Genomic DNA, 24494 nt, shown 5'->3' on the forward strand with positions numbered 1-24494 from the left:
ATGAGCAATATAAACGAGATTGATAAATTAAACGTTCCTAAACATTTGGCCATAATCATGGATGGTAATGGTAGGTGGGCCAAGGAGCGTGGAAAGCTCAGGGTTTTTGGTCATGAACATGGCGTAAAGACCGTAAGGATAGTTGTCGAGGAATGCGCTCAATTGGGTATAGATTTTTTAACCCTATATACTTTTTCAACAGAGAATTGGAATCGACCAAAGGTTGAAGTGCAGACACTTATGCGCTTATTGGTGTCATCCTTAAAGAAAGAACTTAAGTCTTTTAACAAAAATAATATCCGTTTAAATACAATTGGGAATATAGAGGCCCTGCCGGTAAAAGCCTATAAGGAATTGATCGAAGTAATGGATCAAACTAAGCAAAATACAGGCATGACCCTTACCTTGGCACTTAGCTATGGTGCTCGGGAAGAGCTGCAGTCTGCGGTTAAAGCCATCAGTACCAAAGTTAAAAATAATATAATTTCAATTGAAAATATTGACGAAACCATTATAAATAACCATCTTTACACGCACAATTTGCCAGACGTAGACTTGCTTATCCGTACTAGTGGAGAACATCGGATCAGCAATTTTTTATTATGGCAAATTGCATATGCCGAGTTATACTTTATTGATGTATTTTGGCCAGATTTTAGAGAACACCATTTGGTGGAGGCTATTAAAAATTACCAGAACAGAGAACGAAGATTTGGAAAAACTAGCGAACAACTCACTTAAAGATATGACCAGGTTCATATCCTTGAACCACATTTTATCCACCCTTTTATTTTTAATTTCCTTAACTACCGTAGCCCAGGAGACTTCCTATGAAGACGGCAAAAGTTATATTTTAGGGGGATTGGAAGTTACCGGACTGGAAAGTTATAACGAGCAGACGGTAAAGACTTATACCGGACTTAGGGTAGGGCAACCCATTACCTTGCCCGGGGAACAGATTAGTGAGGTCATTAAAAAATTATGGGGACTGGAGCTGTTCAGTGAAATTGAGTTTTATATTACAAATATAGAGGACAACAATGTTTTTTTGGAGCTTAATATCATTGAGCGCCCTACACTTACCAATGTTACGTTTTATGGGGTCAAAAAAGGGAAGATAGAAGGGTTGATCAAGGATACCGATCTTAAGAAAGGTAAAAAGATAACGGAAAGTCTTATTTCCAATTCCAAAAACTATATCACCAATAAATATAAAAAACAAGGGTATTTAAATGCGCAGGTCAATATAGCGACAGCCAAGGATACTTCAGAGACCAACGCCCAGAGCATGGTTGTTAACGTAAAAAAGGGGGATAAGGTTAAAATACGGGAAATTGTATTTGAAGGTAACGAAGAGCTAAAGGATAAAAAATTACGAAAGGCTTTAAAAAATACCAAAGAGAAAAAATTTGGTCGGTTTTGGAAAAAATCAAAATACATTCAAGAAGACTATAAGGAAGATTTGGGATTATTGGTCGATAAGTTTGCCGAAAACGGTTTTCGTGATGCCAGGGTAATATCGGATAGTGTGGTCAAGGTAGATGAAAATAACATTGACTTGCATATAAAGGTTGAAGAAGGGGATAAGTACTATTTTGGTGATATTGATTTTGTTGGGAATACCGTTTATACCGATCGCCAATTAAATCAAGTTTTAGGAATTAAAAAGGGTGATACCTATAATGGGGTATTACTTAGAGAGCGTATAGCGGACAATTCCAAACCAGATCCATCAGATGTTACCAGTTTGTATCAAAATAACGGTTATCTTTTTTCTACTATCAATCCGGTAGAGATTTCAGCAGCCAATGATACCATTGATTTTGAAATTAGGATTATAGAAGGTAAGGAGACGTTTCTTAACCATGTAACGGTAAGCGGTAACGATAAGACCAACGACCATGTTATTTATAGGGAATTGCGTACTCGTCCGGGGCAAAAATACAATAAGTCGGACATTATTAGAAGTATCAGGGAGCTGGGTCAACTTGGATTTTTTGATGCAGAACAAATTACACCAGATGTGTTGAACGCCAACCCTAATGACGGTACCGTTGACCTTGCTTGGAGCTTGGTAGAGTCTGGATCTAGCCAGATAGAACTGCAAGGTGGTTATGGCGGCGGTGGCTTTATAGGTACATTGGGACTATCCTTTAGTAATTTCTCTATCCAGAATTTGTTTAAGGGAGAAAAGTATAAACCTGTACCAATGGGTGATGGGCAAACGTTTGCCCTAAGATTACAGGCAAGTAGAACGTTTAGGGTCTATAGTCTTAATTTTTCTGAGCCTTGGTTGGGAGGTAAAAAACCAGTACGTTTTAATTTAAGTGTATCCAGAACGCAACAATTTGCTGCATCCTATGGTGGCACCAATGGTATTACAGTGAATAAAGATCAGCAATTCTCCATCACAGGGGTTACAGCCGGTTTGGCAAAACGTGTTCAATGGCCAGATGATTTCTTTACTATTTCCCATTCTTTAGGATACCAGCTTTATGATTTTAGAAATTATAATATAGGCCTCTTCAATTTTGGTAACGGTAAAGCAAATTCCTTGGCATATACATTCGGAATTTCTAGAAATTCACAAGGACCTAGCCGTATTTTTCCGACCTCAGGATCTACTTTTGAGCTAACAGGTAAATTTACCCCTCCCTATTCATTGTTCAGCGACAAGGATTTTAAAGCGCTAAAGGAACGCTCTGAAGAGTTAACCGAATTGCAGGCGGAAAGAAGAAGCCTGGGACAGACGTTAACTGCTAGTGAAGTCAAAGAATTGGAAAATTCCGATCAAGAACGTTTTAGGCTTTTGGAATATTATAAGATAAAGTTTAAAGGAGACTGGTACACGACCTTGGTAGATAAGTTGGTTCTAAGATCAAATGCCGAGTTCGGATTTTTAGGAAGTTACAACAGCGATATTGGCGATGTTCCTTTTGAGCGTTTCTTTGTTGGTGGTGATGGTCTAGGTAACTTTACTTTAGATGGTAGGGACGTAGTACAACTAAGAGGATATGATAACCAAGCCCTAACCCCGGTAGACCCAATTACCGGTGAGCAGGATGGAGGTTTGATCTACAATAAATTTTCATTGGAATTACGTTATCCATTAACTTTAAAACCTTCGGCGTCTATCTACGGACTTGCATTTTTAGAGGGAGGTAACTCTTTCAACAATTTTCAGGAGTTTAATCCGTTTCAATTAAAACGATCGGCCGGCGTGGGGCTGCGGATCTTTATGCCGGCATTTGGTTTGCTGGGTATTGATTTTGGTTACGGATTTGATGAAGATCTTAGACCGCAATCGGCAGGACAGGGTCCTAGCGGTTGGCAAACTCACTTCATAATTGGTCAACAGTTTTAATTTTTACGACAATATTAAATATCTTGCACACGCTAATCCTTTCATTTTAAAAGATTTAGTAGTTTTGGCACGATATTTTCTATAAGATTAAACGATATCAATGATGAGTACAAGAACAAACATCTTTTTTCTGGTAACGGTCATGTTCATGACCACAGTAGGATTGGCACAACGTGGCGTAAGGATAGCCTATGTGGATATGGAATATATCCTTGAAAACGTAGAGGAATACCGTGATGCTACGGAGCAGTTAGAGACTAAGGTACAACGCTGGAAGGTAGATGTTGAACAGAAGCAAAGCGTTGTTGAGCAAATGAAAAAAGATTTAATGGCGGAGAAGGTATTGCTAACTCCTGAGTTGATCGCTGAACGAGAGGAAGAGATTCAGATTTTGGAAAGGGAAATGATCGAGTACCAACAAGATCGTTTTGGGCCACAAGGAGATTTGGTTTTACAAAAACGTAGGTTAATACAACCAATACAGGACCAAGTGTTCAATGAGGTACAAAAAATTGGGGCAAATAAAAAGTATGATTTTATTTTTGATAAATCTGCGGATGTCGTAATGTTGTATTCTGAAAAAAGACATGATATTAGCGATATTGTCTTGAGGGGAATAGCACGGACAAGAAAAGTAAGTGCTCCCGCCAAAAAAGCGAACGATCGGTTAGACGCTTTTGAAGATGAGGATGTGGTAGAGGAAGAAGAAATTAGCGAAGCGTTGCAAGAACGTTTGGACAAAGCTAACGAGGCTGCTGAGGTAAGGGAAAAGACTGCTGCAGATACAAGGGCAGAGCAGTTGAAATTACGTGAGGAGCGTAAGAAAGCATATGAGGAGCGAAGAAAAAAATTACTGGAAGAGCGTGAAGCTAAAAAACAGGAAAAATTAAAAGAAAGAAATAGAGATACCGAAAAAGATGATAACGGTACTATTTAAATAGGTTTATTAACCATAAAATTAACACTCAAATTAGATTTAAATTAGAACTCATGAAACAAGTAAAACAAATAGTAGTAGCCTTATTGTTGTTCGTAGCAACGACAAGTTTCGTAAATGCACAAAGTAAAGTTGCGCATATTGATGTTACTCAATTATTATCGGCAATGCCAGAAATGAAAGCTGCCGAAGCAGAATTAAAAAAATTACAGGAAACCTATAATGCAGATATTCAAGCCTCAATGACAGAATTGCGTAATAAATTTACACAATACCAAAATGAAGCGGCCTCTAAGTCAAAAGAGGAAAATGATAAGAGAGCTATAGAATTGCAAGGTTTTGAAAAAAATATTGGTGAAGCCCAACAAGCTGCACAACAGGAATTTCAAAAGAAACAAGCAGAATTGTTCGCTCCTATTTCAGAAAAGGCAAAAGCGGCAATAGAGCAAGTAGCGGCTGCCCAAGGTTTTGATTATGTAATCGATGCGCAAGCCGGTGGTGGTTTGATCGTAGCTAAAGGGAAAGATCTTCTTCCAGATGTTAAAAAACAATTAGGTTTCTAAATAGAAACCATGATAATAAAGAAAAAGCCATCTAAATTAGATGGCTTTTTTTATACTCCTATTTTTCTTTTGATATTTGTCCAGCGTAAGTTTCTGATAAACTTACCTTCTTCTTCTGTGACCATATAATTATTGTTGTTTCTACTGGCATTTATGTAGCCGGCCATATTATTCCAGAATGATTTAATGGAATTGTTTTTTATGGCCATTTTCAAAGAAGCAATAGTTGTGATTATAAATCCATAACGCATGCTGTACATTGCTTTTCCTTGTAACCTTTTGGCTTTGGCGTTATATGCCTTTCCTGTGGGTCTTAAATGCTTTACCTTAAGTTCATCATCGGTATGCAATATAAAGCCGTTATATCGCGCTAATAATTCGTCTACAGTATCCCAGCCCATGGCATTTTTTAACCCTCCTATTGCCTTGAAACATTCTTTGGAATATGCTTTTATGGCACCTCTAACGTGGTCATTGTTCATAGGATGGTTAAGTACCCATTCTTCAGAACCTTGTTTTTCGTAAATAAAGCCACCGCATATTCCTATTTGGGGGTCGTTTTTAAAATGATTACTGATGTTTTCAAAATAATTTGTGGGTAAAATGATATCCGCATCCAATTTAACGATGAACTCATAAGCGTCATCCAAAATGGCCAGACCTTTGTTAAACGCATTGATTACTTTGCTTCCGGGCATATGCTCCGAAGAAGAAACTATATTCAATTTATAGAAAAATGAATGCTTTTGTACAAAACAATCAATTACAGTTTCCGTATTATCTGTAGAATTGTCATTGACCAGTATAACTTTTTTAGGAGATAATGTTTGGAGGGCGACAGCGGTCAGCGTCTGCTCTAAATAGGCATCTTCATTGTGAATGGGAATTACGATATAGTAGTCCATTTGAAAAAAATCTAGTGTTTACGGGTAGCGTAAACAATATAATACCTGGGGGTAAAATACCGCAGTAATGGCCTTATTCCAAGTTTTTTAACCGGATTGGTCCATTTTTGGCAATCTTGAATTTCCCATCCGGCTTTTTCTAACAACCAATTAAACTGCCAATCCTCAAATTCATGGTAGTGCCTGTCCCATTTATCCGTTTTGCTTCTATAAGCTGGCGCAAACCATAGCTTTAATGGAATACTGGCAACAAGTTTATCTGCTTTTATGTGAGATAATACCGGTAATGGTGATAATAGGTGTTCAAAAATTTCAAAAGCGGTAATTACTTTAACTTCAGGGTTGAGTACAGCGGAGTAGTCAACATCCAAATCCTCACCTTTAGTATTATTCACGGTATAGCCATTATCTTGCATAATTTGTGAAAACGGATTTTCAACGCCTAAATCCAATATTGTTTCACTTGTGTCAATGTGCTTTTGTAAAAACTGCAGCGTTTGTCTAAATCGTTTATTGGGAAAGCTTTTTTCGTACATTTTAAATTCTGTATACCATTGCATTGACGTTCATGCCTGCGCCAACACTTGCAAAGATAACAACATCTCCTTTGGTAATACCGTGATTTTCCAATTTACCGTTTTTAACCATATCAAATAATGTAGGTATGGTGGCTACGGAACTGTTTCCGAGCTTTGATATGCTCATGGGCATAATATCTTCAGGCATTTGCTTACCGTATATTTTATAAAAACGTTTTAAGATGGCTTCGTCCATTTTTTCGTTTGCTTGATGAATGAATACTTTTTTTACCTCATCTATTGATATATTGCTTTTATCCAAGCATTCTGCCATGGCTTTAGGAACATGGGTCACGGCAAATTCATAAATTTTTCTACCGTACATTTTTATATAGTTGGCAGAATCATTGATTTCTTTGTTATATGTAGTGCCAAAAAATAAATAGTTGGCCTCATCAATTGCAAAAGTGGCAGATTCATGAGCCAATATTTCTCCACTGTTTTCTTTTCTTTCTATAATGGCCGCACCTGCACCATCTGAATAGATCATACTATCACGATCATAATCATCAACTACCCTTGATAAGGTTTCTGCGCCGATTACCAAACACTTATTGGCTATTCCACTTTTAATAAACGCATTTGCCTGAATCATCCCTTCTAACCAGCCTGGGCAACCAAACAAAAGGTCATAGGCAACACATTTTGGATTATTGATTTCCAACTGATGCTTTACCCGTGTAGCCAAACTTGGTAATGTATCGCCTTGTTTCTGACCATATGCAATGTCGCCAAAATTGTGGGCCACAATTATGTAATCTAGGGTTTCCTTATCAATTTGGGCGTCTTCAATAGCCTTTTCTGCCGCAAAATAGGCAAGATTAGAAGCAGTATATTTTTTATCCGCATACTTTCTTTCCTCAATCCCTGTTATGGCCTTAAATTTTTCAATAATGACCGTATTTTCATGATTAAACGTTGTACCGTCCAAATTTAAAAATTGGTGATCGCTGAAATCTGAATTTTTAATGGTTTGGGATGGTATATAACTACCTGTACCGGTTATTGCTATGCTCATTGTGCTCTATTGGTTTATTAAGAAATTTAATCATCTGGATTTAATTATTTTATGCATGCATAATAAATATTACGATGTCCATTTGCCAATTTTCTAGTATACATACAAGAAAAAAGCCTCTTCAATTTTTTGAAAAGGCTTTGTAAAGTACTGAAAACATTACTTATTCTATATCTGCATAGGCCTCGATCGGGGCGCAAGTACAGATTAAATTACGATCTCCATAGGCATCATCGACTCTTCTAACGGCTGGCCAAAATTTATTTTCCCTTATATATGGCAAAGGAAAAGCGGCTTTTTGTCGTGAGTATGGAAAAGGCCATTCATCCCCAGTGGTCATATCTAAAGTATGCGGGGCGTTCTTTAGCACATTGTCAGGTTGCTCTTGGGAACTTTCATCAATCTCTGCCCTTATCGATATCATGGCATCGCAAAATCTATCCAGTTCTTCAAGATTTTCACTTTCGGTAGGCTCTATCATTACGGTACCGGCAACGGGGAAAGAAACTGTTGGAGCGTGGAAGCCATAATCCATTAGTCTTTTGGCAATATCGGTAACTTCTATGCCGTTTTGTTTAAAAGGCCTGCAATCAATGATCATTTCATGGGCGGCCCTGCCTTTTTCCCCGGTATATAGCACATCGAACTTTCCGCTTAGACGTTGTTTGATATAGTTTGCGTTTAAGATGGCAATCTTTGTAGAATGGGTCAACCCTTCTTCGCCCAGCATTTTAATATAGGCATATGATATTAGGCAAGCCAGAGAACTGCCCCAAGGTGCAGCGGATATGGCAGTAATGGCATTTTTGCCACCGGTGGCTATTACGGGATTTCCTGGTAAGAACGGTACCAATTGTGGGGCAACGCATATTGGACCTACTCCTGGACCACCTCCACCGTGTGGTATGGCAAAGGTTTTGTGTAAATTTAAGTGACATACATCTGCACCGATCATACCCGGATTGGTCAATCCTACCTGTGCATTCATATTGGCACCGTCCATATAAACTTGACCTCCGTGATCATGAATTAATTTGGTAATTTGCTTTATGGAGGATTCAAAAACACCATGGGTAGATGGATAAGTTACCATCAATGCGGCCAATTTGTTTGAATGTAGCTTGGCTTTTTCTTCTAGGTCCGCCACATCAATATTCCCTTTTTCATCGGTTTTGGTGACAATTACCTTCATTCCTGCCATGACCGCAGAAGCAGGGTTGGTTCCATGGGCAGAGGAGGGTATAAGACAAATGTTTCGATCGGAGTCTCCTCTAGATTCATGATATGCCCTTATGGCCATTAAACCTGCATACTCTCCCTGAGCTCCGGAATTGGGTTGTAGGGAAGTGTCCGCAAACCCTGTTATTATAGAGAGGTCCTTTGCTAATTCCTTCAATACAATTTGGTATCCTTCAGCTTGTTCAACAGGTACAAACGGATGAATATTTCCCCAATGCGTCATGCTTAACGGTAGCATTTCCGTGGCTGCGTTCAACTTCATGGTGCAGCTTCCCAAAGAAATCATACTATGGTTCAAAGCAAGGTCCTTACGTTCCAGTTTCTTTATGTAGCGCATTAATTCCGTTTCGGAATGGTACGAATTAAAAACCTTATTTTCCATGAAACTACTGGTACGCTGTAAATGATCGGGAATATTGGTTTCCGTTTTCAATTGTGTAACCTCAATTTTATTTTTCCCCAATGCTTCCGAGAAAATGGAAAGAATTTGATTAATATCCTTTATGGAAGTTGCCTCATTTACAGCTATTGAAATGGTTTCGTTGTCCACATATAAGAAATTGACCTCATATTTCTCAGCAATGGTACGCACTAAATTGGAGTTGGTCTTTATGGTTATGGTATCAAAAAACGCCGTGTTCATTTGATAGAGGCCCAACTTTTCCAAGGCGTCTGTCAAGGTTACTGCTGTGGCGTGTACTTTATTCGCAATATACTTTAATCCTTTAGGACCATGATATACCCCGTACATACCCGCCATTACGGCCAAAAGTACTTGTGCGGTACATATATTGGATGTAGCCTTATCTCTTTTAATATGCTGTTCCCGTGTTTGTAGGGCCATGCGCAGTGCAGGTTTGCCATCCGTGTCCTTGGTAACTCCAATGATACGTCCTGGTATACTTCTCTTATAGGCTTCCTTGGTTGCAAAATAGGCTGCATGTGGACCTCCATACCCTAATGGAATACCAAACCGTTGGGTAGTGCCGACAACAACATCTACGCCAAATTCACCCGGAGGAGTAAGCGCCACTAGGCTCAGAATATCTGCAGCCACGGCCACCTTAATATCATTGGCTTTGGCCTTGGAAACAAAATCCGAATAATCATAGACCTGACCATATTTGCCGGGATATTGCAATAAGGCACCGTAATAGTCGCTATCAAAACTGAACTCCTCATGATTACCGACCACCAATTCAATTCCTAAAGGTGTAGAGCGCGTTTTTAATAAAGAAAGGGTCTGGGGCAAGATTTCTTCAGAAACAAAGAATTTTAGGACTTCGTTCTTTTTTTGTTCCCTACTACGTACATCATATAGCATGGTCATTGCTTCCGCGGCAGCAGTACTTTCATCTAAAAGTGATGCGTTTGCAAGTTCCATCCCCGTTAAATCCGTAACAATGGTTTGGAAATTTAACAACGCTTCTAATCTGCCTTGGGCAATCTCTGCCTGATAAGGGGTATATGCGGTATACCAACCTGGGTTTTCAAGAATATTTCTTTTGATGACGGAAGGTGTAAGACTTTCATGGTAGCCCAAACCGATATAGGTACGAAAAACCTTGTTCTTTTTGGATAAGGCCTCTATATGCGCCAAATATCTATGCTCGCTTAACGGTTCATCTAAAATTAAGGGTTTTTTAAGCCTGATATCCTCGGGTATCGTTTCATAAATTAGCTGTTCCAAATTATCGACACCTACGGTGTCAAGCATGTGTTTTAAATTTTCTTCCCTTATGCCGATATGGCGCAGTGCAAACACGTCAGTCTTCATAGATAGTTTTGTTATATATGATACAAAATTACCAAATAAATATGGGTAATTTGACTGCTATGGAGTGCTATACAAGTAAAGTTTTTAACCAAAACTTAAGGTTATAAACACTTTAGCTACTTTTGTTCAATGGCTTGGTTCAAGAGAGTTTTTGATTTTTATCTAGATGCTAGTGTTCATGTGGCATTTGCGGTATTGAGCCTTATGCATATAACGGCCCTAACGGTAAACATAAACGTTGACTTTCGCCTATATTGTTTTATATTTTTTGGGACTATTGGTTGTTATAATTTTGTGAAATATGGAGTTGAGGCCCATAAATATATTCTTGTAGCAAACAGATACCACAAGAACATCCAATTTTTTAGCATTATCTGTACGCTTATTGCAATTTACCATTCCTTTTTTTTATCGAAACAGGTTTTTATGGGGTTGCTTGTTTTGGGCGGGATTACGGCTCTTTATGCCTTACCCGTTTTGCCCAGGCATAGAAACTTCAGAAGTCTAAGTGGACTTAAGATCTTAATAGTTGCTTTGGTGTGGGCCGGTACCACCGTCATATTGCCTGTTTATTCCGAAACTTCACAAATAGATTATGATATTCAACTTGAAACCGTACAGCGTTTTTTGTTGGTGTTGGTACTTTTGGTACCCTTTGAGATTAGGGATTTAAAATATGATCATGCAGATTTGAAAACGCTGCCACAACGTTTAGGTGTAGTAGGTGCAAGAAGAATTGGCTATGTATGGGTTTTACTTTTTTATACAATTACATTTCTTAAGTCCAATGTTGAGCCAACTTTGATTATTTCCAATACGGTTTTTGGGCTATTGTTGCTATTGGCTTTATATAGAAGCAAAAAAAATCAGTCCAAATATTATGCATCATTTTGGGTAGAGGCCTTGCCTATAATATGGTGGAGTATAGTGGTACTTTTAAATAAGACCACTAATTCTTTGTAGGTAACGATTCTTTCATTTTGCGTTTATCCTCTTCGGACAAAGCGACTAAATTGGCTTTATTGCAAAGCGTGGTCAACTTTTTGTTTTGCTTACTATGCTTAGTACAGGCCTTGCACATTAAAATATGAAACCTTAACGAAATGGTTTCCCAAAATGAAGCCTCTTTATATTGAGCCTTATTGCAAATGCACGCTGCCTTTTCACATGAAATCATCATAATTAAAACCAATTTTGATTTAAACAACCCATCAAACCAGTTCTGGCCCTATGTATCATTACCCATAAGTTAGACGCATTTATGCCCAATGCATTACAAATATCTTCAGTTTCCATACCTTCTATTGTTTTCATGGTAAAAACTTGTGCTTGTTTTTTGGGTAGTTTGGCTATACATTTTTGAATGGCCAGTCCTAATTCTTCATTTTCCAGCGCATCGTTTTCAAAATTGCTATTGGGGTCGGCTATGCGCTCTTCAAGCCAATCTCCTTCGGCATCGGTCTGTGCGCTGTAGTTCATTCTCACCTCGGCCTTACCTTTTTTGGAATTTATCTTACGGTAATGGTCTATGACCTTACGTTTTAAAATGGCAATGAGCCAGGTGCGTTCTGCCGCATCACCCTTAAAATTCTTAGCGGACTTTAAACCCGCTATAAAGGTTTCCTGAACCAAATCTTTGGCAATTTCAGCATCATTTACCCTAGCAACGGCGTAATTGTATAAATAATCCGCGTAAAGATCTACCCAAGTGTCCGGATGAAGTTGATGTGTTTCCATTTTTTCTATTGCCTATCAAAAATAGAGTAATTTTAGGGATTATGATTATTTTTGAACTCAATCCTATCTCTTATGAAGAAAATTGTATTTGTATTGTTATTGGTCATAGGTCAAGTAAGTTATGGTCAAATAACTTCCCAGCCAATAGCTGATTTTACGTTTTCCAATGCGGAAAATGTACTTTTGCTGGACGTAAGAACCCCTCAGGAATATAAGGATGGACATATTGATGGGGCAATCAATATTGATTGGTTTTCAAATGATTTTAATGAAAAGGTCAAAAACATTGATAAGAATAAAATCATTTATGTTTATTGTAAAAAAGGGGGTAGGAGCCTAAAGTCTCAAGAACGTTTAGCTTCCTTAGGTTTTACAAAAGTAATCAACCTTGAAGGCGGCTTTGATGATTGGCAAAATGATCAACGTTGAAAATTAAAATTTTGTTTAATTACAGCCCTTACCATTAAAATTGGCCAAGGAAATTCCATGGCCATCTCAGAGCAATATTTCAATTAAAAAAGATGGTCGTTTAATTGATTATAATTTACCGTCTTCCTCCAATTGCCCAAGGATATTCTTTAATTGGGTCTCCCTAATAGGCTTTATGATATAATCTGAAATCTGACTTATTTTCTTTGCACGCTCAATATCAACTTCATCTACAGAGGAGGAAACCATATAGATAATTATTTTTTTTCCTACTTTAGGGTGGATCTTTACATATTCTTCCATAAACTGGAAACCGTCCATCACGGGCATATTTATATCAAGAAAGATGATATCTGGCAATTCTTTCTCGTTGCTGAGATTGTCCAACATAAAATCCATAGCTTCCAAACCATCTTTAAAAGCTATTATTTTTTTAATCGAGTTAAAGGCCTTTAGTGTAGCTGCCATTGTGAATTGATAAATTTCATCATCATCCACTATACAAATGTTAATGTTGTTATTCATAAGTTGTGAGTTAGTTTAGTGTTACGGTAAAAGTTGAACCTACATTTACTTCACTTTGTGCAGAAATGGTTCCACCCATAGCTTCAACCTGTGCCTTTGTCAAAAACAGACCAATTCCTTTGGCATCTGGATGTCTGTGGAATACTTTGTTCAAACCGAACAACTTATCTCCATGTTGCTTTAAGTCTATGCCTATACCGTTGTCCTTAAACGATAGGTGAACCTTGCCATTAGTTTCCTTGGACTCTATTTCTATTTCCGGCACACGATCCTTAGATTTATATTTTATGGCATTCCCTATCAAGTTAAGAAAAATACTTTCTAAATATATCTTATTGTACACTATTTTGGGAACATCGGTAAAATTACATTTTATAATTGCGTTGGTCTGTATGATCTCTGCAGCCAAAATTTCCTTGGTTTTATTCAGGGTTTCATCAAAGCTTAATTTTTGAATGGATTTGTTGGCCTCATGCTTTACCTTAAGCGACTCTACTAATGTGTCCAATGTTAAGGTAAGATGATCTATTACAATTTCAAATTTCTGAAAAAGTTCCTCTTTTAAATCCTCATATGTGGGGTCCTTGAACATTCCTAACAAGGCATTTAAGTTACTTACCGGTGACCTTAGATTATGTGATGTAATATGATTGAATTCTGCCAACTGCTTGTTTCTGGCGGTAAGTTTCATTTTGGATTCCTTCAAGTTGTTATTCGCCTTCAATAACTCAATTTCATTTTTAATGATATCTGTTATATCTAGTGTTGTGCCTATAAATTCAACTATATCTCCATTTTTATTTAATATAACTTCAGCTGAAAGCTCTAAGGTCTTTATTGCTCCATTTTTGCAAATTCTTCTATGCCTAAATTTTGGAAATTTTTTGGTAGCTATTCCCGATTTCATAGCGTCTTCGCAAGTTTTTTTATCATCAGGGTGAACAAGTGACAGTACAATTTCACTATTTAATTTTGTGTTAGGGTCAAGTTCAAGAATAGTATATAAGTTGTCTGACCATATATGTTTATCCTCTTCAATCTTCCAGGTCCAATATCCCATTTTAGCAATTTGGGAGGCCATGTTCAAAAGTTTGTTCTTGTTTCTTAATTCTTGTTCCCGATCAACCCTATCAGTTATATCTTGTATAACACCGCTAAGGATTTGTTGCTTATTTTTTTCATTTGGGGTGATGTATTGGCCAAGAACCTCCAAAACTTTTATTGTTCCATTGGGTAGCAAAATGCGGTATGAATATTTTTCAAATACCCCCTTTTCCATGAACTTGTTTACGTTCTGGTTTATTTTCTCTAAATCTTCTGGGTGAAAGCGTGCAGAAAATAATTCCATACTCATTTTAGTGCCAATTTCGTATTCAAAGATTCTATATAGATTTTCTGACCATATAAATTCATCCTTTTCTGGTATCCATTGCCAAAATCCGATTTTTGCTATATTTTCAGCTAATAATAAATTTTGATTTTTTTGAGTTAGTTCATGTTCTGTGGCTATACGATGAGTTATATCCTGTGTTACCCCAATTAACTTAACAATATTGCCGCTATCATCACATTCTACTTGCCCCAACACCTCCAAAGTTTTTATTGCACCCTTGGGTGGTATGATTCTGTACGTAAACTTCTTGAATTTTTTTGTCTCGAATAAATCCATGGTAACCTGCTGCACATGTTCCTTATCATCTGGATGAACACGGCTTACCAATAGTTCTAGACTCATTTCAATGCCTACTTCTAGGCCAAAAATTTTATAGAGATTATCTGACCATATAAATTTATCATTGATGGGGTCCCATTCCCAATACCCAATTTGGGCAATCTCTTCGGCAAAGTTTAATTGCTTGTTTCTTTGTAATAATTCACGTTCCGATAGTTTACGTTCGGTAATATCAAATACAGTTCCTAAAATGTTTGTCAATTTACCGTTGCTAAAAGTTGGTTGGGTCGTACATTGAACAAAGCGTTTATTTCCTCTGGCGGTAGTGATTTCGTGTTCAATCTTTAGTGGCGTATCATGTTTGAGTGTATCTAAATGCCCTCTTTTCAGTTTGTCATTGGTAGCACCGGCTTCGGTAAAGCAAAAAATGTTCTGTATGGTTGGTGTAAAGTTATCATCAACTTCATGTATCTCCCGCATAATGTCATTCCAATAAATATCTTCCGTTAAGGCGTCAAATTTAAAAACACCTATTTTACCTAATTGGTTGGTATATTCTAGGAGCTCAAGTAAGCTAGAATTTTCAATATGCTTCTCTACCATATTCTAATTTTGAAATTTTATACTTTTTGAAATAAATAGATGATGATATGTGCGGGCAGGAAAAATGAGAGGCATATTGTACGTAATAGGTTACAATATATAGATTAAATGCTTGATTTGAAATAAGTTTTGATAAAAAAATGGTTTGGCGCATATAGGAGGGTGCAACGTATTGGATAAAAAAAACCTTCTGTATTAAACAAAAGGTTTACAAGTAATTATTGGAGTATAAGAGTTTCTATAATTATGAAGAGCCTTAGTCCCCTAAAATCATTTTGTTGGCCAAATATGTTTTTATTTCTATTTCGGAAAGGCCTTCTGGCATTTCATTTGAATAGGCAAGTTTTAAAATCTCCTTTTCCAATTCTAAAAAGTCATGTTCCTGACTAATATTGGAACACATAAAGCTATTCTCCGATTCACATTTATCAGAATGTCCAAACCCTAAGGCATGTCCTAATTCATGTTTAAGCAATATGGAGCTTGTGCTTGAGACCCAGATTCTACTATTACTCAAAACCGAACTGTTATTGGCCGTCATTGCATACCCAGAATACGTTTTGCCATGTACAATCTCATACATATCCGCCCAAAGGTTTTCCAGTTCTGCTGTTTCTCCAAGATAAAGGTGGGCATTGGCACTTTCCTCTGTTGATACAAGGGACAAACTAAAACTACTTTCCTCAAATATGATATTGAATTCTTCCAAGACATTTTCTATATCTGCTTTGGCCGATGTGGAAATTGAACCATCCAAATAAATGTTCATAGGTGTTTGCCAACGGCTACTGTTTTCAAGTGGGGTATGGGTTGGTGATTGCCACAAGGTTAGGTACATAAAATAATCTATGGTATCTTTTTGTTCCTGTTCAAGAAGCATGTACTCATCAATGTCGTTAATTGTTACGTTATAGGTTTGCTGGGAAATATCCGTACCATCAAATACAGAGACCGTGAACGATAGACTGGTCGCAGTCTCAAAATCTAATACCAAACCTTCACCAACGGTAACCTCACCATTTTTTTCATCAATATTTATTAGGCTACCGTCTTCTATCTTAAAGGATAGCTCGTCATTGTCAGCATCCGTTGCCACAATTGTGCCAATAGATGTACCCGTGGCGGAATGTTCATCTACCGCTAAAGACTGGGTGGCTAAAATTGGAGATGTGTTAGTGGATTCTTCTAGTAGATTCTCTGAGAAAAGCTCGGCATCGGTGCTGCAGGACCAATAAAGTACTGCAGCCATCGGTATAAATAATTTACGCATTATATAAATATTTGCTTTTGAATCTTCAAAATAATTCTACTGCATCAATACGTAAATTTATTGTTGTCATCTCCTCTTCCGGTAAGGTCTAGCCCTTAAAATAAGTTGTTAAGGGTTATCAATGAAAAGGTTATAGCAATCCGGCCCTTTCCAACAAAGCCTCAACCTTTGGTTCTGCTCCCCTAAATCGTTTGTAAAGTACCATGGGGTTTTCGGTTCCTCCTTGAGAAAGGACGTGGTCCTTGAATTTGGTAGCTACTTCTTTATTGAAAATACCTTTTTCCTTAAAATATGCAAAAGCATCTGCATCTAACACTTCTGCCCATTTATAACTATAGTACCCTGATGAATAACCACCTTGAAATATATGTGAGAACGCCGTGCTCATACATGTTTCCGGAGTTTCAGGGTATAAGTTGGTATTTTTGAACGCTTCATCCTCATGCTTTTTAACATTGGAAATTTGGGTAGGGTCCCCACCATGCCAAGACATGTCCAATAAACCAAAACTTAATTGACGTAGAGTCTGCATTCCTTCTTGAAACGTGGCGGATTCCTTTATTTTTTCAACCAGTTCCATAGGTATGGTCTCCCCGGTTTCATAGTGCTTTGCGAACAATTCCAACGCTTCTTTTTCATAGCACCAGTTTTCTAAAACTTGGCTAGGCAATTCTACAAAATCCCAAAATACCGAGGTGCCGGAAAGGCTAGGGTAGGTAGTGTTCGCCAACATACCATGAAGCCCATGGCCAAACTCATGGAATAAAGTAGTAACCTCGTTGAAGGTTAGTAATGATGGTTTGCTCTTTGTAGAAGGGGTAAAGTTACAGACATTGGAGATGTGCGGCCTTACATTTTCTCCATTGCGTTTCCATTGTGATTTAAAGGAGGTCATCCAAGCACCCCCTCTTTTGCCTGCCCTGGGATGAAAATCCGCATAGAACAAGGAAATAAAGTTATTGTTTGCATCAAAGACCTTATACGTTTTTACTTCATTGTGGTATCTGTCTACATCTTCTACTTCCTTAAACTGCAGGTCAAATAATTTTTCGGCAACTTTGAAGACACCGTTAATGACATTTTCCAGTTTAAAGTAGGGTTTTAATTTTTCATCGTCCAAATTAAATAACTCCTGCTTTAATTTTTCGGAATAATAGCTTCCATCCCATTTTTCCAGGCGGTCAATAGCATCAATTTTTTTGGCAAACTCTTCTAATTGCATGAATTCGCGCTCTGCCGCAGGTTTCGCCTTGTCCAAGAGTTCGTTTAAAAATTCATGTACCTTTTCAGGCGTTTCCGCCATACGCTCCTCCAAAACAAAATGAGCGTGTGTTTTATACCCTAGCAGATTGGCTCTTTCAAAACGTAATTTTGCTATTTCAAGGACATTTTCTTGATTGTCCAATTCATCGTTGTGAAATCCTTTACTGCCAAAAGCCAATGAAAGCTTTTTGCGTAATTCCCTGTTTTTGGCATATTTCATAAACGGTATATAGCTAGGGTAATCCAAGGTGATCATCCAACCATCTTTTTTTCCTTTTGAAATTGCCAATTGTGCAGCTGCTTCTTTTTCGCCTTCGGGTAATCCGTCTACATCAGCTTCATTTGTTAGATGTAACTGATATTTGTTGGTCTCCGCTAAAACGTTTTCACCAAATGTCAATTTTAACTTTGCCAGTTTTGCATCTATTTCTCTTAAACGTTTCTTTTTGTCTTCAGATAAATTGGCTCCGTTTCTGCTAAAACTTTTATATTTTTTATCTAAAAGTGTATGTTGTTCTACAGTTAGGTCCAAATTGTCTTTTTGGTCATAGACCGCCTTAACCCTTTTGAACAAAGCTTCGTTTAAAGTAATGTCATTGCCAAATTCTGATAATAACGGGGAAATTTCTTGAGCTATTTTCTGGATTTCCTCATTGGTTTCCGCAGAATTAAGATTAAAGAAAACACTAGAAATACGGTCTAATTGCTGACCGGCGAACTCTAGCGCCTCTATGGTGTTTTCAAATGTAGGGGTATCTGTATTTTCGGTAATAGCATCTATTTCCGCTCTTGCATCTTCAATAGATTGTAGAAAGGCAGGCTTAAAATGCTCATTTTTTATTTTTGAAAATGGTGCCTGATCAAAAGGTGTAAGAAGTGGATTTTGCATTGTTTTACGTGTAATTTTAATTGCTTAAAAATTCTTTCATAGCGATGGCATCACTTTCTAAAAATTCCGAACCATCAAAATAAATGTATCGCCATTTTATATCAGTGGTGTCCATGTCAATTTGCCAATTATTACTTCCTCCAATTAATTTTATCTTTCTTTTTTCGGTACTAAGCTGTTCAATTTCAAAACTGTCTACCAACATCATTAATTCACTATCATACCACATTACGTCATCAATAAAGACAAAATAGTTCTCGTCACCCATTTTTTCCTGTAATTGTTTGGTTACTGTGCTATCTGGAGAAATACTAACCATTGTTGGTTTGCTTAGCTGAATTTCTTCAAAACCTTGGTTGGATTGGCATGAAGTAATGAGTATTAGAAGCAAGATAAGGTAAGGCTTCATATCTATTTATTGTTTACTGCTTTTGCACCGTCAATAACTTTTTGCTTTAATCCTTCTTTGTACAATATAATCTTGTCCAATACACATTTATCTGAACTGCCAATAATCTGTGCCGCTAAAATACCTGCGTTTTTAGCGCCATTTAGTGCTACGGTAGCCACCGGTACACCGCCTGGCATTTGAAGAATGGATAATACGGAGTCCCAACCATCAATAGAATTGCTACTTTTTACCGGAACCCCAATTACGGGTAGGGGCGACATTGATGCGACCATACCGGGCAAGTGAGCGGCACCACCGGCACCGGCAATAATAACGGAGTAACCATTAATATGTGCGTTTTTACTGAAGTCAAATAATTTTTCCGGTGTTCTGTGGGCGGAAACGATATCTACGTCTACTTCTATATCAAAACCTTTTAATATGTCTATGGCTTCCTGCATTACGGGCATATCGCTGGTGCTGCCCATTACTACGGCTACTTTACTCATGTTGTTTATTTTGAGATCACTTGAATTGTTTCCTTTACTTTTTCCGCTATGGACCTGGCCTTTTGGAGATCACTGTTCACTATGGTTACGTGGCCCATTTTTCTAAAGGGCCTTGTTTGTGCTTTTCCGTAAATATGTGGGGTAACTCCCTCCATCCGCAATATAGTTTCCATATTTTTATATACCACGTTTCCTGTATGGCCTTCTGCACCTACCAAGTTCACCATTACTCCTGCAACCTTACTGTCCGTATTCCCTAACGGTAAACCTAAGATACTACGAATATGTTGTTCAAATTGGTTGGTATAGCTAGCCTCAATACTGTAGTGTCCGCTGTTATGGGGTCTAGGGGCTACTTCGTTAACTAGGACATTATCTTCCTTGGTTTGGAACATTTCAACGGCCAGTAGTCCTGTAAGTCCTATTTTATCCGCTACTTTCAATGCTAATGCCCGTGCCTTTTCCGCTACTTTATCATCTATACGTGCCGGGCAAATGACATATTCTACCTGATTGGCTTCTGGATGAAACTCCATCTCCACCACTGGGTAAGTCTTTATTTCACCTAAGGCATTTCTTGAAACGATTACCGCCAACTCATTTTTGAACGGCACCATTGTTTCTGCAATACATTCTCCCTTGGGTAAATCCTTTAAGTCCTCAAGGCTTCTTACGACCTTTACACCTTGTCCGTCATATCCAAACTGAGCAACTTTCCATACAAAAGGAAATTGTAAGGCGCCATTTTCAATACTGTCCTCAATTTCGCTTAAATAGGCAAACCGTTGAAAATCTGCCGTAGGTATTCCGTTATCAACATAAAACAGTTTTTGTTTTGCCTTATTTTGAATTATGCGCAAGGCCCTTGGTTGTGGATACACTTTTTTGCCCTCGTCCTCTAACTGTTCTAAGGCATCAAGGTTCACGTTCTCTATTTCTATGGTTAGTATATCTACATCCTTTCCAAAATTGTATACCGTATCATAATCCAAAAGGCTTCCTTGCACAAATTCATTGCAGGACATTCTGCAAGGTGCATCTGCCGAGGCATCCAAAACTTTGGTGTAGATATCCCATTTACGGGTCTCATAAAGCATCATCTTGCCTAATTGGCCTCCGCCTAAAATTCCAAGTTTAAAATCTGAAGAGAAGTAATCCATATAAATATTGCTTTTAGGAGTTTAAAAACGCCTTAAGTGGCACAAAAATACGGTTAAATCTTAGAAACCAATTCCTTTCTATTTAAAAACACAGGCCAATACCTTATCTTTGCCAACCTTGATAATTTAAGAAAATTGATACAGCTTCACGACAAGTTTTTTACGCCGTACCTGAACGAAACGGAAATACAACAGGCCGTAGCGTCTGTTGCCGAAAAGATTGCGGCAGATTATAAGGATGAGACTCCTATATTTGTTGGGGTCTTAAACGGGTCGTTCATGTTTGTGTCAGATTTTCTAAAGGCATACCAGCACCCTTGTGAAGTATCCTTTGTAAAATTAAGCTCTTACCAAGGCTTGACCTCAACCGGAATTGTAGAAACCCTTTTGGACCTTCCTGCTAATCTTGAGGGTCGTAGCGTTATTATTTTAGAGGATATTATAGATACGGGACGTACGCTTCAACAATTGGTTCATCTTTTTTCAAAAACCAATGTAAAAGAGTTTAAGATAGCAAGTCTTTTTTATAAACCAGATGTATATAAGGGCGAGTATACCATAGATTATTTTGGATTGGCCATACCTGACAATTTTATTGTGGGTTATGGACTTGATTACAATGAACTTGGAAGAAATTTAAAAGAAGTATACCAACTAAACCAGAAACATATGATCAATCTTGTACTCTTTGGAAAGCCAGGTGCGGGTAAAGGTACCCAGGCAGAATTCTTAAAAGAGAAGTACAATCTAAAACATATTTCTACGGGAGATGTCTTTAGATATAATATTAAAAATGGAACGGAACTGGGCACCTTGGCCAAGTCCTATATTGATAAAGGAGAATTGGTGCCGGATGAGGTTACCATTAAAATGTTGCAGGAAGAAGTAGAGAAAAATTCCCAGGCAGACGGATTTATATTTGACGGTTTTCCAAGGACTGCTGCGCAGGCAGAGGCTTTGGACAATTTTTTGGAATCCAAGGATATGGCCATCAATGCCACAATTGCCTTGGAAGCCAATGATGAAGTATTGATAGAGCGTTTGTTGGAACGCGGTAAAGTAAGTGGTCGTAGCGATGACCAGGATGTTTCCAAGATTAGAAACCGTTTTGATGAATACAATATCAAAACAACCCCGGTAAAGGAATTTTATGAAGCACAGGGCAAGTTTTACAGTGTAAACGGCATAGGGACTATTGCGGAGATTACCGAGCGTCTTACCAAAGTAATCGAAGAGATAAAATAACATTATTCCATTGGTGCCCCATCAAGGCACCAAAAGGAGTGAACAGCACTAAAATCAATGACCGAAGGTAATTTTGTAGATTATGTAAAAGTAGGTTTGGCCTCTGGTAAAGGGGGCAAGGGATCAGTACATCTACACCGTGAAAAATTTATTACCAAAGGCGGACCTGATGGAGGTGACGGTGGACGTGGAGGCCATGTGATCATACGGGGTAACCAAAATTTGTGGACCCTAGTTAATTTTAAGTTCAAGAAGCATTTTAAGGCGGGTCATGGTGAGCATGGTAGTAAAAGCCGAAGCACCGGCGCAGACGGTGAGGATGTGTATTTGGATGTACCTTTGGGTACGGTGGTCAAGGATTTTGAGACCAAAGAAGTCCTTTTTGAAATTACGGAACACGGCGAGGAAAAAATTATCTTGAAAGGTGGCATGGGCGGACGAGGAAATTGGCATTTTAGAAGTTCAACCAACCAAACACCTAGATATGCCCAGCCAGGTGAGGATGGACAAGAAGGAGATTTTTTATTGGAGTTGAAAATACTTGCGGATGTAGGCTTGGTAGGTTTTCCCAATGCCGGGAAATCTACATTGTTGTCGGTTATAACTTCGGCTAAACCTAAGATTGCAGATTACGAGTTTACGACTTTAAAGCCTAACCTGGGCATTGTGGAATATAGGGATTTTAAGAGTTTTGTCATGGCCGATATTCCCGGAATTATAGAAGGTGCTGCAGAAGGTAAAGGTCTGGGCCATTACTTTTTAAGGCATATAGAACGCAATGCAACTTTGCTTTTCCTTATACCGGCAGATAGCAATGATATAAGTAAGGAATATGAAATCCTGTTAGATGAATTAAGACGTTACAATCCAGAATTGTTGGACAAGGAACGATTAATCTGTATTTCTAAATGTGATATGCTTGATGAAGAACTCATGGGGGAAATGAAGGCGGAACTCGATAATGAGTTTGGTAACACTCCGTTTATGTTTATCTCTTCTGTGGCCCAAATAGGAATTGTTGAATTAAAAGACAAACTTTGGGCAATGCTTAACGATTAAGAATCTTTAAAATGAAGCAGTATTTAAAAAATATTGTTGAAATTAACGATAACAAAAAAAGTAGGGTATTTGCTTATTGCATACAAGCATTAATATTAATTTCAATAGTGTCGTTTTCCTTTGAAACGGTTCCTGACCTTAAACCTTTTACCAGAAAAGTGCTGCGGGCCATAGAAATATTTTGCGTAGTCGTTTTTTCCATTGAATATCTATTGCGGATTTATGTGGCTGATCATAAGGGAAAGTTTATTTTCAGTTTTTATGGCATCATAGATTTTTTGGCAATACTGCCGTTTTACCTTTCGCTCGGTATTGACCTTAGGTCGTTAAGGGCATTGCGTTTCCTTAGGCTGTTTCGTATTCTTAAATTAATGAGGTACAATAGGGCCATTAGACATTTTACAAAAGCTATTTCCATGGCAAAGGAGGAAATACTATTGTTCTTGATCGTTACCTTGATCTTAATTTATTTTTCTGCCGTTGGAATTTATTATTTTGAGCATGAAGTGCAACCAGAAAATTTCTCATCTATATTTGATAGTCTTTGGTGGGCAATAATAACACTTACTACCGTTGGTTACGGGGATGTTTACCCTATAACCGCAGGGGGCAAGGTGTTTACCTTTTTTATCCTAATGATCGGTTTGGGTATTGTTGCCATTCCAACGGGTATTATCTCATCTGCACTTACAAAGTCTGTTGACAAAAAAGAAACTGAATAAAAATTACGGCCCCTTATTTAGTATTTGGGGATAAAATTTTAATAGTCCCTTAATCGAATAGCGACTTAAAAATCAATTTCACGCATATATTTTCTGTAATTTTAAGAAATTGCAACGGTATGAGAACTTTACTTTTTAGTACATTATTACTCCTTTTTGCCTCTTGTGGGTCTATAAAGGTCAACTATGATTATGATGGACAAACGGATTTTACTTCCTATTCCACCTATAACTATTTTGGGGATATGGAGACCGGTCTTAGTCAATTGGATGAAAAAAGATTAATGGATGCTTTGGATGCCACACTGGGTGAACAAGGATATATGTTTGCCGAAGAGCCAGATGTTCTTATTAATATTAAAAGTACCGTTTTTAGTACTCAACAAGGCAATAATGTCGGGGTTGGTTTAGGTGGTGGTGGAGGTCGCGTTGGTGGCGGAGTTTCTATAGGTATACCTGTTGGCGGTCCAAAAATGACCAGAGAACTTCAAATAGACTTTGTTGATGCCAATAAGGACATGCTTATTTGGCAAGCTATTAGCGAAAGCCCTTTTCGTGAAGGCGATACACCTGCAGAAAAGTCTGAGAAATTACAGGCAGTTGTGGACAAAATTTTTAGCAAGTACCCACCAGAATAAA

General features: G+C 37.9%; 23 protein-coding genes. 10 read left to right on the plus strand and 13 right to left on the minus strand.

All coding sequences use genetic code 11. The features are described 5' to 3' along the window. The 4 genes from CHB68_RS03160 (at position 1) to CHB68_RS03175 (ending at position 4864) form a co-directional block, all read left to right on the plus strand. On the plus strand, positions 1 to 741 hold the full coding sequence (locus CHB68_RS03160; protein ID WP_089259761.1) for an isoprenyl transferase: 741 nt from the start codon (positions 1 to 3) through the stop codon (positions 739 to 741). 4 nt (positions 742 to 745) lie between these two features. Then, complete coding sequence (locus tag CHB68_RS03165) at positions 746 to 3364, plus strand: BamA/OMP85 family outer membrane protein (RefSeq protein WP_089259395.1); 2619 nt, start codon at positions 746 to 748, stop codon at positions 3362 to 3364. Between the two features lie 103 nt (positions 3365 to 3467). Further along, positions 3468 to 4301, plus strand: a complete 834-nt coding sequence (locus CHB68_RS03170; RefSeq protein WP_089259396.1) for an OmpH family outer membrane protein — start codon at positions 3468 to 3470, stop codon at positions 4299 to 4301. Positions 4302 to 4354: 53 nt separating this feature from the next. After that, positions 4355 to 4864: an OmpH family outer membrane protein gene (locus tag CHB68_RS03175; protein WP_089259397.1), complete on the plus strand. Its 510-nt coding sequence runs from the start codon at positions 4355 to 4357 to the stop codon at positions 4862 to 4864. Positions 4865 to 4914: 50 nt separating this feature from the next. On the opposite strand, the gene CHB68_RS03180 is transcribed toward CHB68_RS03175, so the two are convergent. The 4 genes from CHB68_RS03180 to gcvP all read right to left on the minus strand — a co-directional run bounded on the left by CHB68_RS03180 (position 4915) and on the right by gcvP (position 10381). Further along, positions 4915 to 5769: a glycosyltransferase gene (locus CHB68_RS03180; protein ID WP_089259398.1), complete on the minus strand. Its 855-nt coding sequence runs from the start codon at positions 5767 to 5769 to the stop codon at positions 4915 to 4917. An 11-nt stretch (positions 5770 to 5780) separates the two neighbouring features. Further along, on the minus strand, positions 5781 to 6305 hold the full coding sequence (locus tag CHB68_RS03185) for a class I SAM-dependent methyltransferase (RefSeq protein ID WP_089259762.1): 525 nt from the start codon (positions 6303 to 6305) through the stop codon (positions 5781 to 5783). A gap of 1 nt (position 6306) precedes the next feature. Next, positions 6307 to 7365, minus strand: a complete 1059-nt coding sequence (locus CHB68_RS03190) for a 3-oxoacyl-ACP synthase III family protein (protein WP_089259399.1) — start codon at positions 7363 to 7365, stop codon at positions 6307 to 6309. Between the two features lie 163 nt (positions 7366 to 7528). Further along, positions 7529 to 10381 (minus strand): aminomethyl-transferring glycine dehydrogenase, encoded by a 2853-nt coding sequence (gene gcvP / locus CHB68_RS03195; RefSeq protein WP_089259400.1) that lies wholly within the window; start codon positions 10379 to 10381, stop codon positions 7529 to 7531. A gap of 426 nt (positions 10382 to 10807) precedes the next feature. Between gcvP and CHB68_RS18705 the strand changes: the two genes are divergently transcribed. Further along, positions 10808 to 11344 carry a UbiA prenyltransferase family protein gene (locus CHB68_RS18705; RefSeq protein ID WP_245838771.1) on the plus strand — a complete coding sequence of 179 codons (537 nt, stop codon included), beginning with the start codon at positions 10808 to 10810 and terminating at the stop codon, positions 11342 to 11344. Here CHB68_RS18705 and CHB68_RS03205 read toward each other — a convergent pair. Both CHB68_RS03205 and CHB68_RS03210 read right to left on the minus strand, forming a co-directional pair. After that, entirely contained in the window at positions 11331 to 11561 is a 231-nt protein-coding gene (locus CHB68_RS03205; RefSeq protein ID WP_315897755.1) for a hypothetical protein, read from the minus strand. The genes CHB68_RS18705 and CHB68_RS03205 overlap by 14 nt on opposite strands. Before the next feature lie 2 nt (positions 11562 to 11563). Further along, positions 11564 to 12118 carry a sigma-70 family RNA polymerase sigma factor gene (locus CHB68_RS03210; protein ID WP_089259402.1) on the minus strand — a complete coding sequence of 185 codons (555 nt, stop codon included), beginning with the start codon at positions 12116 to 12118 and terminating at the stop codon, positions 11564 to 11566. A gap of 72 nt (positions 12119 to 12190) precedes the next feature. Between CHB68_RS03210 and CHB68_RS03215 the strand changes: the two genes are divergently transcribed. After that, positions 12191 to 12547 (plus strand): rhodanese-like domain-containing protein, encoded by a 357-nt coding sequence (locus tag CHB68_RS03215; protein WP_089259403.1) that lies wholly within the window; start codon positions 12191 to 12193, stop codon positions 12545 to 12547. Positions 12548 to 12655: 108 nt separating this feature from the next. Here CHB68_RS03215 and CHB68_RS03220 read toward each other — a convergent pair whose 3' ends face one another. From CHB68_RS03220 to CHB68_RS03250, 7 genes are all read right to left on the minus strand, one after another. Then, the gene (locus CHB68_RS03220; RefSeq protein ID WP_089259404.1) at positions 12656 to 13072 is read right to left on the minus strand and encodes a response regulator; all 417 of its coding nucleotides are present in this window, start codon (positions 13070 to 13072) and stop codon (positions 12656 to 12658) included. 10 nt (positions 13073 to 13082) lie between these two features. Beyond that, positions 13083 to 15347, minus strand: coding sequence for a sensor histidine kinase (locus tag CHB68_RS03225; protein WP_089259405.1), 2265 nt, complete (start codon positions 15345 to 15347; stop codon positions 13083 to 13085). Positions 15348 to 15603: 256 nt separating this feature from the next. After that, the gene (locus CHB68_RS03230) at positions 15604 to 16617 is read right to left on the minus strand and encodes a hypothetical protein (protein ID WP_089259406.1); all 1014 of its coding nucleotides are present in this window, start codon (positions 16615 to 16617) and stop codon (positions 15604 to 15606) included. Positions 16618 to 16747: 130 nt separating this feature from the next. Then, the gene (locus CHB68_RS03235) at positions 16748 to 18769 is read right to left on the minus strand and encodes a M3 family metallopeptidase (RefSeq protein WP_089259407.1); all 2022 of its coding nucleotides are present in this window, start codon (positions 18767 to 18769) and stop codon (positions 16748 to 16750) included. A 16-nt stretch (positions 18770 to 18785) separates the two neighbouring features. Next, positions 18786 to 19178, minus strand: a complete 393-nt coding sequence (locus tag CHB68_RS03240; RefSeq protein ID WP_089259408.1) for a hypothetical protein — start codon at positions 19176 to 19178, stop codon at positions 18786 to 18788. Positions 19179 to 19180: 2 nt separating this feature from the next. Next, complete coding sequence (gene purE, locus CHB68_RS03245; protein ID WP_089259409.1) at positions 19181 to 19669, minus strand: 5-(carboxyamino)imidazole ribonucleotide mutase; 489 nt, start codon at positions 19667 to 19669, stop codon at positions 19181 to 19183. Positions 19670 to 19674: 5 nt separating this feature from the next. Further along, the gene (locus CHB68_RS03250) at positions 19675 to 20829 is read right to left on the minus strand and encodes a 5-(carboxyamino)imidazole ribonucleotide synthase (RefSeq protein ID WP_089259410.1); all 1155 of its coding nucleotides are present in this window, start codon (positions 20827 to 20829) and stop codon (positions 19675 to 19677) included. A 135-nt stretch (positions 20830 to 20964) separates the two neighbouring features. On the opposite strand from CHB68_RS03250, the gene CHB68_RS03255 reads away from it, so the two are divergent. The 4 genes from CHB68_RS03255 (at position 20965) to CHB68_RS03270 (ending at position 24493) form a co-directional block, all read left to right on the plus strand. Then, positions 20965 to 22074 carry an adenylate kinase gene (locus CHB68_RS03255; protein WP_089259411.1) on the plus strand — a complete coding sequence of 370 codons (1110 nt, stop codon included), beginning with the start codon at positions 20965 to 20967 and terminating at the stop codon, positions 22072 to 22074. Positions 22075 to 22131: 57 nt separating this feature from the next. Next, positions 22132 to 23133, plus strand: coding sequence for a GTPase ObgE (obgE, locus tag CHB68_RS03260; protein WP_089259412.1), 1002 nt, complete (start codon positions 22132 to 22134; stop codon positions 23131 to 23133). Between the two features lie 11 nt (positions 23134 to 23144). After that, positions 23145 to 23855 (plus strand): ion transporter, encoded by a 711-nt coding sequence (locus CHB68_RS03265; protein WP_089259413.1) that lies wholly within the window; start codon positions 23145 to 23147, stop codon positions 23853 to 23855. 119 nt (positions 23856 to 23974) lie between these two features. Further along, positions 23975 to 24493, plus strand: a complete 519-nt coding sequence (locus tag CHB68_RS03270; RefSeq protein ID WP_089259414.1) for a DUF4136 domain-containing protein — start codon at positions 23975 to 23977, stop codon at positions 24491 to 24493. Position 24494: the final 1 nt, after the last annotated feature.

The sequence above is a fragment of the Maribacter sedimenticola genome, from assembly GCF_900188415.1.
In the GTDB taxonomy this organism is placed as follows: Bacteria; Bacteroidota; Bacteroidia; order Flavobacteriales; family Flavobacteriaceae; genus Maribacter; species Maribacter sedimenticola.